This is a genomic window from Bordetella parapertussis (assembly GCF_020735925.1).
Lineage (GTDB): Bacteria > Pseudomonadota > Gammaproteobacteria > Burkholderiales > Burkholderiaceae_B > Bordetella > Bordetella pertussis.
Genome location: NZ_CP085971.1, coordinates 1,928,197 through 1,940,961, shown reverse-complemented (window position 1 = coordinate 1,940,961; position 12,765 = coordinate 1,928,197). Strand labels below are relative to the sequence as shown.

Annotated in this window: 10 protein-coding genes, 1 tRNA gene and 1 pseudogene; 5 read left to right on the top strand and 7 right to left on the bottom strand. The window is 66.0% G+C overall.

Going from position 1 to position 12,765, the window contains the following annotated elements:
• Positions 1-92: 92 nt before the first annotated feature.
• Positions 93-692 carry a hypothetical protein gene (locus tag LK409_RS09320; protein ID WP_010928447.1) on the top strand — a complete coding sequence of 200 codons (600 nt, stop codon included), beginning with the start codon at positions 93-95 and terminating at the stop codon, positions 690-692.
• On the top strand, positions 689-1,453 hold the full coding sequence (locus tag LK409_RS09315; RefSeq protein ID WP_003820091.1) for a hypothetical protein: 765 nt from the start codon (positions 689-691) through the stop codon (positions 1,451-1,453). Before LK409_RS09320 ends, LK409_RS09315 begins: the two co-directional genes overlap by 4 nt.
• 69 nt (positions 1,454-1,522) lie before the next feature.
• On the opposite strand, the gene LK409_RS09310 is transcribed toward LK409_RS09315, so the two are convergent.
• From LK409_RS09310 to LK409_RS09290, 5 genes are all read right to left on the bottom strand, one after another.
• The gene (locus LK409_RS09310) at positions 1,523-1,795 is read right to left on the bottom strand and encodes a hypothetical protein (RefSeq protein WP_003809939.1); all 273 of its coding nucleotides are present in this window, start codon (positions 1,793-1,795) and stop codon (positions 1,523-1,525) included.
• A gap of 259 nt (positions 1,796-2,054) precedes the next feature.
• Positions 2,055-3,914 carry an autotransporter outer membrane beta-barrel domain-containing protein gene (locus tag LK409_RS09305; RefSeq protein WP_269447047.1) on the bottom strand — a complete coding sequence of 620 codons (1,860 nt, stop codon included), beginning with the start codon at positions 3,912-3,914 and terminating at the stop codon, positions 2,055-2,057.
• Positions 3,904-5,124, bottom strand: coding sequence for an ISL3-like element IS1001 family transposase (locus tag LK409_RS09300; RefSeq protein WP_010928446.1), 1,221 nt, complete (start codon positions 5,122-5,124; stop codon positions 3,904-3,906). The genes LK409_RS09305 and LK409_RS09300 overlap by 11 nt, the downstream gene beginning before the upstream one ends.
• Positions 5,125-5,190: 66 nt before the next feature.
• The gene (locus tag LK409_RS09295; protein WP_226376537.1) at positions 5,191-6,171 is read right to left on the bottom strand and encodes a hypothetical protein; all 981 of its coding nucleotides are present in this window, start codon (positions 6,169-6,171) and stop codon (positions 5,191-5,193) included.
• 231 nt (positions 6,172-6,402) lie between these two features.
• A tRNA-His gene (locus LK409_RS09290) sits at positions 6,403-6,478 on the bottom strand.
• 158 nt (positions 6,479-6,636) lie between these two features.
• On the opposite strand from LK409_RS09290, the gene LK409_RS09285 reads away from it, so the two are divergent.
• Entirely contained in the window at positions 6,637-8,094 is a 1,458-nt protein-coding gene (locus LK409_RS09285; protein ID WP_033447682.1) for a phospholipase D-like domain-containing protein, read from the top strand.
• Here LK409_RS09285 and LK409_RS09280 read toward each other — a convergent pair.
• Complete coding sequence (locus tag LK409_RS09280) at positions 8,091-8,441, bottom strand: STAS domain-containing protein (protein WP_010928445.1); 351 nt, start codon at positions 8,439-8,441, stop codon at positions 8,091-8,093. The two genes, LK409_RS09285 and LK409_RS09280, sit on opposite strands and share 4 nt — an antisense overlap.
• A 143-nt stretch (positions 8,442-8,584) precedes the next feature.
• Here LK409_RS09280 and LK409_RS09275 point away from each other — a divergent pair.
• Positions 8,585-9,014: pseudogene (locus tag LK409_RS09275) on the top strand (ATP-binding protein).
• Positions 9,015-9,097: 83 nt separating this feature from the next.
• Positions 9,098-10,261, top strand: a complete 1,164-nt coding sequence (alr, locus tag LK409_RS09270; RefSeq protein ID WP_010928444.1) for an alanine racemase — start codon at positions 9,098-9,100, stop codon at positions 10,259-10,261.
• Here the strand turns inward: alr and LK409_RS09265 are convergent.
• A complete protein-coding gene (locus tag LK409_RS09265) occupies positions 10,258-12,705 on the bottom strand; it encodes an MFS transporter (RefSeq protein ID WP_041937195.1) in 2,448 nt (815 codons plus the stop codon). The genes alr and LK409_RS09265 overlap by 4 nt on opposite strands.
• Between the last annotated feature and the right edge of the window lie 60 nt (positions 12,706-12,765).

Genomic DNA, 12,765 nt, shown 5'->3' with positions numbered 1-12,765 from the left:
CGCCCCCAGGCGCGCGAATGGCTGTATGCCCATACAGCCATTCGATCTTACCCGCCTCTGTCTTGTAAGATTACGCCCCCTCGCAACCGCATATGCCGTTGCTTGCGCGCGCCATACATGGGCGCCGCCGCATTTTCGAATTCAATAGAGTGCCCATGGCCAACAACGTCGAACCCTTGATCACGCCGGACGAGGTGCAGGAAATCCTCGCGGAACCCAAGGAGACCACCAAGCCCATCAGCTGGGCCCACAAGCCGGCCGCCAGCAACTCGCAATGGCAGGAATTCAGCTGCGCGTGCCGGCTCAAGGGCGATGTGCGCGAAGACATCCTCTTTCGCATCACCTACCGCGGCGCGCGTACCGCCGTGTTCGGCCAGGCCACCATCTTCCTGCCCGAAGCCTTCGGAGCCAGCCTGTTCGTCGGCCCGCACCGCGTGTTCGGCGTCGATACCGATGACTCGTTCCACACCAGCATGGTGGGCGAGAACCTGCCGCAGTTCCGCAAGGCGCTGGCCGATCGCAGCCACCAGCACATCTGGGTCGAGGCCGGCGAAGGCTACGCGGAACCGGTCGTGCCCGCGCTGGAGAGCATCGGCGCGCTGGTCGACTATTTCCTGCCGCGCGCAAACCTGACGCTGACCGGCGGCTTCGCCCATCCGCTGAAGGGCCGCCAAATCGAACTGATCCTATGAGCAACTTCCTGGAAGCGTCGGGCTGGAGCGTCCAGCCCGCGGGCGAACACGCGATTCGCGCCATCTCTCCCATGACGCTGGGCCTGGATGGCCAGCATGCCGCATTTTTCATCGTCCATCCCGACGCCCACACGTTCTATCTCACCGATGCCTGTGAAACCGCCTTGCACGCGGCCACCTTCGGCATCGAACTGGTGGCCAAGCGGCTGGAAGTCCTGAACCAGACTCCCGGCGTCAGCCTGGCCCGCTTCGACAAGGCCGGCGCCATCGTGGCGCAAGGCCCCAACGAGCAGCTGCAGGACGCCTTGTGGGACGCCGTCAAGCTGGCCATGGCGCTGTCGTTCCAGTGCGCGAAATGGATGCCCAAATTCAGCCGGCTGCGCTTTCGCGCCCAGGTCGGACGCACCCTGGCCGAAGCCGTCGGCGCGAACCGCATGGTCAAGGGCGCCAAGGCGCAGGGAAGCAGCGGGCACACCGCCGACTTCGCCTTCGCGGTGCGCTCGGCAACCTCGACTTCCATGACCTACATCGAACCCATCGCGCTGAAGGCCGGCCGCAAAGTCGATTGGACGCAGGTCTACCAGACCCACGGCAAGATGTCGGATGTGAAGATGGCCGATGCGCGCAACGCCCGCCTGGTCATACTGGAGGACGGCGCCACGGCCGAGGAATTCAAGAAAGCGGTCGCCATCCTGGAGCAATCGGCGGCCGTGCGCACGCTGGCCAAGACCCGCGATTGGCAGGAAGTCTTCGCGACCTGAACGGCCGGCCGACGCGCGGACCGCACGGATGCGGCCATGACGACGCGGCAGGGATGGCCTCGGGGAGCGCTAGGCTGGCAGCCCGATCAGCGCGTCGACGATTTCGCGGCCATGGCTGATTGCCTGGTGCACCGCTTCGCGCGGGCTGTATACGAAACCGCCGTCGGCAAAATACGGTACGGGGTACTCGTCACCCGTATCCTGGATGGAATCGGCCTGAACCACCGAAACGGTTGCCTGGAATAAGGGGCCGCTCGGCGCGGCTTCGTTAACCTCGACAGTGTGTCTGGCTACTTTGGCGGTCAAGCGGTATCCCTTGTAGATCAAATTGTTCTGATACACGCGGATGCCCTCTCTTCATTGAGCATACCCCGCATCCGGGCGCAGTGGTCTTTATATTTTGTAACTATGGCAGAGAAAAGATACACATCTCCGCCGAACCCCCCGTAATTTCCCTGACAGCGGACAGCCTTCGCCTCAGGCGTGCCGGCTTGCGCCCGCATACCGGTCCCGGGCCAAAGCGCGCAGATCCCGGCCGTTACCCGGCAAAAGCATGCGCGCAGGCCGCGCCCCCCATACCGGCGCAAGCGGCTTGCCGAATCTAGAACATCATCCTGAACCCCGCGGTCGCGGTGAGGATGTAGCTGCCGGCGAAATCTGCATCGGCGTCCACCTGGCCGTAAATGGCATAGCGTTCTCCCCAACCGTAATCGGCCCCCACTCCCACGCTGCCCCAGGTGCGCGCCATGCGGCTGCTTACCGGCACCCCGGCAACGCGCACGCGCGTGCCATCCAGGAACTCATGCTTCACATTGACGATGCCGAAGACGCTCGACTCCCGGTTCGCGCCGCTCGCTTGCCAGCTGCTCTTGTAGTCCAGCGCGATGCCGAGACGGCCCTGCAAGCTGTCGCCCTTATCGTCTTCAACGCGGGCGCCGAATCTGTCGTTGAAGCTGTCGAAGCGGGTCGATGCGTACGACAATTGCGCCTGCGGGATCAGGGCCAGCCCTTCGCTCAGCGCAAAGGCCTTGCCTCCTTCAATGCCCAGCCCATAGCTGCGCGCTTTCCGGCCATCCTTGAGCTTGCCGGCCAATCGTGAATGCAGGTCGCTGTCGAACCAGGTCGCCTGGGCCTGTGCATCGACATAGACGCCGTTCCTGCCGTACCACGTCAGCGTCGGGGTCAGGCCATAGGCGGTGGTATCGATCGTGCCGTTGCCATACATCGACGCGACACGCGTGTCGGCCTTGCCGTAGTGCAGGGCCAGGCCTCCAACCAGGCGCGCGCCCTCCTGCTCGCCGGCCAGTACGCGATCGACGCCGAACTGCGCCTTCCAACTATCGATATCCTGGTGCTGGCCGGTGGTGGACACGGAAGGATCGAGGCGGCCCGTGGCGCCCTCCACCCGGCTCCATACGCCGTTGCGGCCGGTATCGGCCGGATCATAGAGCCGATTGCCGACCCGCTGGCGCAAGGTGGAAAGCCGGCTCAGTTGAAGCAGCGTGTTGGCGTAGGCTTCATATACCGGCACGCCGGGTTGATAAAGTATGGGCTGTCCCGCGGCCGGCGAACTGCCGCCCTGGGGCGTGCCGGGGTCGGCCAGCGACGATCGCAAATACCAGCTGCCGTCGCCGGAGTCCTGCTGCAGGACGTAGCCATAGGCGCCGGCCACCAGCGCCGGACGGCCATTGATGACGTAATCGCCATTGGCCAGGTTGAACCGGCCCGCCGACACGCCGTCCACCTGCACGACCCGTATGCCCTGTTGGGTCGCCGCGCCGGCGCCGCCCATATTCGTCACCGTGACCGGCGTCACGCCCGAACTGGTGCCCGTGATCACCAGCTTGTCGGTGGGAGAGTCATCGGCGCCCAGCTGCGTGCGGATCTCCAGGTTGCCGCCCTGGCCCGCATAGTCGCCGGCGACGGTCAGCGTGCCGAAGCCGCTGCGCGGGCCCGGCGCGATGGTGCCGTGGTTGGCCGTCGCACCGACGCGTCCCGTGCCGGTTAGCCGCGCTCCCGCAAGCACATTCACCGGCCCGCCCAGCGTACCGTCAACCTGCAGCGTACCTGCCCGGACTTCGGTGTCTCCTGTGAACGCGGCGCTGTCGCCCGACAGGGTCAGCGTGCCCGCGCCCAGCTTGTTGAAGCTGGACGTACCGGAGAATGCGGTAGGCAGGCCCACGTCATAAGTGTTCGTGTCGAACCACGCGCCGCCGGCCCCCACGGCCTGCGTGGAGAAGCCATTGAGAAAATCGTTCTTGTCGCGGATGGCGCGCAGAATGCCGCCATCCAGATTGAGGGTAACGTTGCCAGCACCCTTGATGACGGAGCCGGTTTCCAGCACGCCGCGGCCGCTGGCATCGCCGGTCAGGTTCAGCGTACCGGTGGAAGTGCCGGAAACGGCAATCCACGTATCGCTGGCGGCCGACGCCTTCCCCCCTTTTTCGGGTTCATCGCGCATTGCCGGGGAAGGCGGCACGGATTTTGAGGAAGAAGTATTCCTGGTCGCGGTAGCCGTAAGCGCGCCGCTTGATGACCTTGATAGTGTTGTTGATGCCCTCGACAATGCTGGTGTTCAGGGGATGTCGGCATCTGGCCAGGATGCCGTGCAGATAGCCTTTCAAGCGCTGAGCGAAGGTGTTCAAGGCGGCTATTCCGCTTTGCTCGGCCTGCTCGTACCAGTGGTTCCAGGCTTGTCTTGCCCAGGCAGGTCTTTGGTAGAACCAGAGCCGTTTGAGTTCGTCACGCAGGACATAGACCGTCAGCAGCGGCTGGTTGGCTTGCAGCAATTCGTCGAGCCGGACGGCCTGCTGCCGATCCAGGTTGTCACGGTTGCGCAGCAGCAGCCAGCGACTCGATTTGATGATCCTGCGTGCGGGACGATCCTGGCGTAGTTGATTGGCCTGATCCACGCGCACCCGATCAATGACCTCTCGTCCATACTTGGCCACGACATGGAACAAGTCATAGACGATCTCCGCCTGTGGGCTGTGGGCCTGGATCTCCAACTCGTAGGCGGTGGTCATGTCGATGGCAACGGCCTTGATGCGTTGGGCGGCCCCAGGCGGCAATTGTTCGAAGAACGCCCGGGCCGTCTCGCGTGAGCGTCCTGGGCCAATCCACAGCACCTGCCTGCTGATCGGATCGACCACCACTGTCGCGTAGCGATGCCCTTTGTGCAGGGCAAACTCGTCCATCGCCAAATACTCGATCTTGGACCAATCCGGTTCGCGCACCGACGCACGCAGCCGAGCCTTCTCCAGCGTCTTGACGGTATGCCAACCCAGCTCGAAGAACCTCGCCACCGCCTGCACGTTGCTCGATTGCAGCAATTGGCTGCAGGCCTGCGCCAGCCGATCCGTCACCCGTTGATATCGCCCCAGCCAGGCAAGCCGCTCCAGGCGCGGGCCGCCGCATTGCTCACACCACAAGCGTCGGCGCGGCACGTGCAGAACGACCCGATACTCGAATAACGGCAGATCTCGCACCCGTCGAACCGTGGTCTCATGCACCTGGCGACACCGCGCGCCGCACTGCTCGCACAGCATCACCTTGGCCGTTGGCTTCAAATAGATCGACAGCGTGCGCCCTGGGTCTTCGGGCCATTCCACGCGTTCGACGCCATAGCCCTGCCAGCCTCCCAGCGACTCCAGCAACTTGCGATCCAGCATCTCCCTGCACTCCTGATGGCAAATACCTGCCGTCAAGAATACGAAAACTTGCCAAACCCCTCCACGCTATTGCGCGATGAACCCTTTTTCGATGGTCAGGGTACCCGTGCCTGCCGAGCCGACTTCGATGCGGTCGGTCGTCGAGAGCGTCGAGATGTCGGCCGTTGCGCTCGATACGGTCACCGTGCCGACGCCGCCCGTGCCCATGCCGATGTAAACCGTCGCCGCGGCACCTGGCGCGGTCGATCCGACGGTGCTGACAATGGCGCCGTCCAGGACGCGCAAGTCGCCAAGCCCATCGAAACCGACGAAGATGTTGTTCAACGGATCCCAGACCGCCGACGGACCGGAGACCGTAACGCCCCCATCGCCGCCGGCGCCGCGGCCGATCATCCCCTGGCCGCTATGCACCGCGCCATTGTCGATGAGCAGCCTTCCCCTGCCGCCGCCGCCCACTTCAAACGCGTAGACCGTGGACAGGCTCCAGGTCGACTCGGCCCCGGAAACGGTAACGGTGCCGCTGCTGCCATTCTCCAAGCCGATGCTGGCCGATTCGCTTCGCGCCGCGCCGCCGTTCAGGATCTCCAGTATGCCGACACTGCCGGACTCCGCCCCGACGACCACCCGGCCAAGGCTGGTCCAAGAGGATGCGCTGCCGCCGCCGTCACGGCCCGACACCGACAGGGTACCCAAACCACCGTTGAAGCTCCCGATCTCGGCCCAATCGTTGACGACCGATCCGCCATCGGTGATGGTCAGTGTCCCGGCAAGGGTCTCACCGACAATCAGGCCATCACCCACAACCCAATGCGGCGTCGAAGCCGGCCCCGGCAACACCTCGCCGACAGCGGAGACCGATTGGGCACTCGCTGATGGAGTAAGGCTCGTCGCGCACAGGATGACCAGACTTGTCCATGCCGCTCCCCGTTTGCGCTCGCAATTCTTGCCGCCCATAGCCGCCCCATCTGCAAAATGCGTAACCATATGGGCGAAACGGCTCACCGTGAGATTTTTTTTATAGGTATTTACCCTTGAAAGGCTGGGCATTCGCCCGCGGGCGTTGCATCGAACTCGGGGGGACGAAAACCGCAGCCCAACGAGAAGCGCCGGCCGCGCTGCAAATCCGGCCATCGCCGGGCGCGCTCATGGCCGCCGCGTGGTGAAAATAAAAGGCGGCGCCCGATCCATGCCGCCAATTGGTGTGATCTTGCCACCGTTCGCCCAAGAAAAAAGGCACCTCGGCTTGCGCCTAAGTGCCTGTTTTCCAACGAATTCGAGTGGGGTGGCTGATGGGACTCGAACCCACGACAACCGGAATCACAATCCGGGACTCTACCAACTGAGCTACAGCCACCGCAGCAAAGAAACGAGATTCTAGCACAAAATAAATGACGCATCAGCCCCGGCGCTTCCGGCGGGCAAATCTTGTTGCTATCCTTGCGCATCCGTACCCACATACCGGACCCGCCGCTGGCGGCCCCGGCTGCCACGCAAGCCTTTCTCCCGGACGCCATGGACCCATTGGAACAATTGCTGCGCGACTATTGGCCGCATATCGTCTTTGCGATCAGCGTGGTCGCCGGCACCGGCGCCGCCGTGCATGCCGCCATGACCAAACAGGATGTGCGCGCCGCCATCGCCTGGGTCGGGGTCGCCCTGTTCTCGCCGCTCTTTGGCGCCCTGCTCTATTTCGTCGCCGGCATCAACCGCATCCGCCGCTCGCTGGTGTCGCAGCAGCACGACGACGCCATGCTGGCCTACACGGGCCATCCCGACGCCCAGGTCGAGGACGTGGTCCCCTGCAGCGGTCCGCAATTCGCCTCGCTGCGCGTGCTGGGCGACCAGGTCAGCCGCTTCCGCCTGCTGGGCGGCAACCAGGTGCGGCCGCTGGCCGGCGGCGACGAGGCCTATCCCGCCATGATGCAGGCGATACGCGAGGCGCGCGTCTCGATCGCCATGCAAAGCTATATCTTCGACTGCGATCCGATCGGCCGCGAAATGGCGCAGGCCCTGGTCGAGGCGCAGCAGCGCGGCGTGCAGGTGCGCGTGCTCATCGATGCCATCGGCAGCAAGTACTCCCGTCCGCCGATCATTCGTACGCTGGTGCGCGGCGGCGTGCGCACCGCGCGCTTCATGACCAACCCGCTGGGCGTCATGCGCATGCCCTACGCGAACCTGCGCAGCCACCGCAAGATCCTGGTGGTCGACGGACATGTCGGCTTCACCGGGGGCATGAACATCCGCGCCGCCTTCGTGACGGCCCTGGCCGGCAAGGCCGCCAACGGAGATACCCACTTCCGCCTGGAAGGCCCGGTGGTGGCGCAACTGATGGCGGTTTTCGCGCACGACTGGAATTTCACGACCCGCGAATCCCTGGAAGGCCCGACCTGGTTCCCGCCGGCTCCCGAACGCGCGCCGGGCTCGGTGCCGATGCGCTGCGTGGCCTCGGGGCCGGACAGCGCCCTGGGCAGCACGCACAAGATGCTGCTGGGCGCGCTGGCGGTGGCGCAGCGCCATGTGCGGATCCAATCCCCCTATTTCCTGCCTGACCAGACGCTGATCGGCGCACTGGGGACCGCCGCACGCCGCGGCATCAGGGTCGATATCGTGATTCCGGGCTCGAACAACCTGCGCCTGGTCAACTACGCCATGAGCGCACAACTGGACCAGGTCATCCGCACGGGGTGCCGCGTATGGCGCTCGGCCGGCGCCTTCGACCACTCGAAGCTGCTGACGGTGGACGATGCCTGGTCCTATGTGGGCTCGTCCAACATGGACCCGCGCAGCCTGCGCCTGAACTTCGAGTTGGACACCGAAATCTACGATCGTGAACTGGCCGGCTGGATCGGGCAGCGCATCGACGCGCAGATCCGCCACGCGCGGCAGGAAACACTGCAGGCCCTGAACGCGCAGCCGTTCATCAAGCGCCTGCGCAACAAGGTGATCTGGCTGGCCACGCCATATCTCTAGCGGGGCAAGGCCGTCTTGAAGGCGGCGGCAGCGGCCTCTCGCGAATTCGCCACCGGGAATATGGTAAGAAAACCGCTGATCTCGAATACTTCTCGCACGTGCGGCTTCAGTTCGCACAGCACCAGTTCGCCCTGGACCTGCCGCAGTTGCTTGGCCACCAGCAACACCACGCGCAGCCCTGCGCTGGAAATGTAGTCAAGCCGCCCCAGATCCAGCACCACACGGCACTCGCCCTTGTCGACCTGCGCCGCCAGCTCGGCTTCGATCTGTTCCGCGTTCGCGCTGTTCACCACGCCTTGCAGGCACGCAATCAACATGCCGTCCATCTTGTCCATCGTCAACTTCATGCGCTGACCTCGCTCGCTGACGCACCTTCGTCTGCGCGAATAATACGGGACAGCGTTAGTGCGCGAAATATCCGACGCTGTACGAATCCTCTGCGTTCTCATGACTCGGGCATACTTGCCGGCATTGCGTTGCGCGATACGTCATGTCAAGCAAAACCGATACGCTGGAGCTGTCCGTCACCGCCACTACGGCAACCGACGCGCTGTACTGGCTGGAACACATCGCCCTGCGCGACCGCTGGTCCGCCCGCCTGCGCTTCACACTGACGCTGTGCGCCGACGAGGCGCTGAACAACATCGTGTCCCATGCGTTCACGCCCGGCCACCCGGCCGCGATACACCTGACGCTACGTCAGACACGACGGGAAGTCAGCCTGCACATTGCCGACAACGGCGCCGCCTACGACCCCACGCAGGCCCTTCCCCCCCCCCCTGGCCCGCAGCCTGGACGACGCGCAGCCGGGCGGGCACGGCCTGCGGCTGATGCGCCACTTCATGCACGCGCTCAGCTACCAGCGCCGCGACGGATGGAACCATCTCACCCTGACATCACACTCAGCGCCTGAATCCTGATCGCCGCGCCATGCGCCGCCCGCTGCGCATGCCATGTCCGGCGTGACAGTCCTGCACCCATCGACATCGACGAGGCCACAGCCATGCCCCTCGCGTCCGATCCCTTCGACGCTCCGATTCCCGGCCTCCATGCCTGCATCGACCCGATTGCGGTGGCCCACAACCTGGAAGTCCTGCGCCAACGGCTGGGCGTGGGCGTCGATGGTCCGCGCATATGGGCCACCGTCAAGGCCGATGCCTATGGGCACGGACTGCACAATGTTCTGCCGGGCCTGCGCGCCGCCGACGGCATCGCCGTCCGGCATCTGCACGAAGCCCACCAGTGCCGCCGTGTCGGCTGGCGTGGTCCCATCATGGTCTATGCCGGGCTGACCCACGAACGCGAGGCCGCGCTCCTGACGCTGCAACAGCTGCACCTGGTCATCACCGACATGACGCAACTCGAATGGCTGCCAGGCAAGCCCTTGTATGCGTGCGCGCCCTGGGTATGGCTGCGCTACATCGGCGCCACGCGGCTGGGCGGGCTGGACGCCGGCGAGTATCGGCGCGCCTATGCGCGCTGCCGTGAGCTGCAGCAGCATGGCGCGCTGCGTGGCGTGGGCCATCTGAACCACTACGCGAACGCCGCCAGCGTCGGCGATCTCGAACGCGAGCACGCCGATTTCGAGGCCTGCATCCGGGGCCTGCCGGGGCCGGTTTCCACCTGCAATTCGGCCGCCTCCTGTGTCATGCCGACGATGGCGGCGCGAACCGACTGGGTCCGCCCCGGTCTGGCACTGTATGGCGTAAGCCCCATTCCGGGCCGCGTCGGGCGCGATCTGGGCCTGCGCCCCGCCATGACCTTGCGCAGCACATTGTGCGCGACGCAGAACCTGCCTGCCGGCGCCTCGGTCGGCTACGGTTGCGCGTTCGTGGCCGACCAGCCGATGGCGCTGGGGTTGGTGCGTTGCGGGTACGGCGACGGCTACCCGCACAATCCACGAGCCAGCTTCCCTGTCCAGGTAGACGGCGTGCTGACACGGACGGTGGGCAGGATTTCGATGGACCTGATGGCTGTCGATCTGCGGCCGATCCCCGCCGCGGCCCGGGGCGCGCCCGTCGTACTGTGGGGCTCGCCGCAGCTGCCGGTCGAACACATCGCGCACGCGGCGGGCACCATCGCCGCCGAGTTGCTCACCGGGCTGACGGCGCGCGTCCCCCTGATGCGAGCCGACCACGCGGCGCTGCTGCGCGGCCCCCTTGCCTAGCCGCCGCCCTGCCGCCAAGGGCGCGCCAGCACGAACCACAGCGTGGCGCCCAGGTACATCATCCCCAGCGCCGCCATGGCGGCGCCCATTCCGAGCGGACCCGACAGCGCCCCGATCAGCAAGGGCCCCAGCATCTGCCCCAGCTTGTCGGCCGCGCGCATCACGCTGGCCGCGCCCGCGGCGCCATGCTCGCGAACAGCGCGCAACTCCAGCATATAGGGCATTTGCGAGGCGCCCGCGAAACAGCCGGCCAAGGCAAGCAGCGAGAGCGCCACGCCAGCGGCGAGCAATCCGTCAGGCAGCAGCCGGAACACCAGCAAGCCGGCGGTCCCGAGCGCTCCCGCCAACACGATCCACGGCCAGCGCACGCCGGACCAGTCGACCCACCTGGCCACAAGCGGCCCCAGGTAGACCACGCAAACCCCATAGATCATGAATATGCGCCCGATGCTCGCCGGCGCCGCCCCTGCGGCTTCCAGGTACAGGGGCAAGGCGAACGACATCACGCCCACCTGGGCTATCGAAAATGGAATCACGCTCGTCAGCAGCAACATGCCGAAGCCGCGCCCGCGCAGCAGGGGCCCCAAGGGCGCGCGCCTGCCCTGCGGGGCGGAGGTCGAGGCGGCCATTGCGGGAGGGAGCGCGCAGGCCCGCAACAGCGAGGCAACGCCGGCCAAGGGCAGCAAGAGCAAGACCGCCCCGATCGCGAAGACGGCGCGGAAACCGAGCTGCTCCATCAGCATTGCGCCCACGGCGACGCCCGAGAGCTGCCCGGCGAACAGGCCCGCGACCACACCGGCCATGCTGCGGCCGCGATGCGTCGGCGGACTGCGGCTGACAACCAATGCCTGCAGGCCCATCCACGTCAAGCCGTATCCCAGGCCGACGACGCCACGCGCCGACACGAACCATGCCAGATTGGGCGCCAACGCACTGGCCACGAATCCGATACATGAAAGCAGCAAGCCCTGCAGCACGGCATGGCGCCAACCCTTGCGCTCGCTCAATCTGCCCGCCATCAAGGCCGCGAGCAACCCGCACCCCATCTCCAGGGAGATCGGCAAGGCTATCAGAAGGCCAGGCGGCAAGGGGAGGTTCGCGGCGGGCAGGCTGCGGGCGAACAGCGGCAAGAAACTGGCCGGCATGGCGCAGGCGAACAGATAGCCGAACATCACGGGGCGCGTCAATCCGCCCACGTCCGTACCGTCAGCAGACGGTTGCCGGCCTTGTCCGTTCGGCAACGCCCGGTTCATGACCACCGCCAACAGCAGCAACAACTCGACCGCCACCACCAGCGCCACGACCGCCACCGTCGCCGCGTCCAGGGCGCGATCACGCAAGGCCGCCGCGACCGCGCCGCCGTCCAGCCGCAGGGCCAGCGCGCCACGGCTGGCGTCGGGGCCGCCCAGCGGCAGCGACACCGTGTAGCCCGGGTCGTCCGCAAATCGCCGCTGCGCGTCGCCGGTGACGCTACCGCGCGCGTCCACTTCCTGCAGCACCCTGCCATCGCTTGCCACCAGCGCGATCGAGCCGATCAATGGATAGGCATGTATGGTGCGGGAAAACAGCCGGTCCACGCCGCGCAACTGGTGCAGTTCCAGGCCGTAGCCCAATACGCGATCCAGGCCGCGCTGCAAACCCGTGGCCAGCACGACGGCATTGTGGCGGACAACATCCAGCCACACGTCCCGGAACATGTCTATCGTGTAGCCCGCGTACACGCCTTGCGCCAGCAACAGCGCGGCCAGGGGCAGCACGAAACGGGCCCGGGTGCCGCCGCGCTCCCGCCTGCGCCGTTCGCCGCGGCGCAGGACCAACGCCAGCGCCAGCGCCAGGGCCAGCGCAACGGCCGCCGTGACCAAGGCCAGGACCTGCAGGTTGCGCCACATCAGCGCATGCATGAAGGCGGGATCGCGCGGCCAGCCCAGCACCAGCGCGGCTCGCACGATGCCGTCGCTTCCGGCCAACGGAATACCCAGCGAAACCGCTTCGTCGCCGACCAGGCGTACGCTGCCCGACGGCTGGCGCTGCACGTCCGGCTCATCATCGGGAAAGGCCAAAGCGCGCGCCAACCGCGCCGCATGCGGAACCAACACTCCGGCCGACGCCACTAATCGGCCGTCTTTCAGCACAACCGCTACTCCGGTGACACCATGGGACTCCTCCAGCAACCCGTCCAGCAGGTCGCGCAGGCCGAAGTACTGCTCCAGCGGCTTGCCCAGGCGCACGCCGTTCTCGATGACTATCGCCGATTGCCGCGCGCTCGCCTCGACCCGCGCGGCGGTCGCGTCCACGATCTGCCGCTGCAGGGCGCTCAGCGTCAACAATCCGGTCAGGCCCTGCGCCAGCCACAGCAACGCCACGAATGCCAGCGTCACGCCCAGCAATGGGCGCGCGTTCAGCTTGCGCAGCGCCCCTTTTCCGCGATCGAACCACGTACTCATGGCTGAATCCAACCATGCGGCAGCCCGTGACGGCATGTCACGCAATCCAACGCGCGCTGC

What these genes read in the sequence shown, in the direction of transcription:
- LK409_RS09320 (WP_010928447.1), top strand. Translation starts at nt 93, where the DNA reads ATGCCGTTGCTTGCGCGCGCCATACATGGGCGCCGCCGCATTTTCGAA.
- LK409_RS09315 (WP_003820091.1), top strand. Translation starts at nt 689, where the DNA reads ATGAGCAACTTCCTGGAAGCGTCGGGCTGGAGCGTCCAGCCCGCGGGC.
- LK409_RS09305 (WP_269447047.1), bottom strand. Translation starts at nt 3,914, where the DNA reads ATGCGCGATGAACCCGAAAAAGGGGGGAAGGCGTCGGCCGCCAGCGAT.
- LK409_RS09300 (WP_010928446.1), bottom strand. Translation starts at nt 5,124, where the DNA reads ATGCTGGATCGCAAGTTGCTGGAGTCGCTGGGAGGCTGGCAGGGCTAT.
- LK409_RS09295 (WP_226376537.1), bottom strand. Translation starts at nt 6,171, where the DNA reads ATGCCCAGCCTTTCAAGGGTAAATACCTATAAAAAAAATCTCACGGTG.
- LK409_RS09285 (WP_033447682.1), top strand. Translation starts at nt 6,637, where the DNA reads ATGGACCCATTGGAACAATTGCTGCGCGACTATTGGCCGCATATCGTC.
- LK409_RS09280 (WP_010928445.1), bottom strand. Translation starts at nt 8,441, where the DNA reads ATGAAGTTGACGATGGACAAGATGGACGGCATGTTGATTGCGTGCCTG.
- alr (WP_010928444.1), top strand. Translation starts at nt 9,098, where the DNA reads ATGCCCCTCGCGTCCGATCCCTTCGACGCTCCGATTCCCGGCCTCCAT.
- LK409_RS09265 (WP_041937195.1), bottom strand. Translation starts at nt 12,705, where the DNA reads ATGAGTACGTGGTTCGATCGCGGAAAAGGGGCGCTGCGCAAGCTGAAC.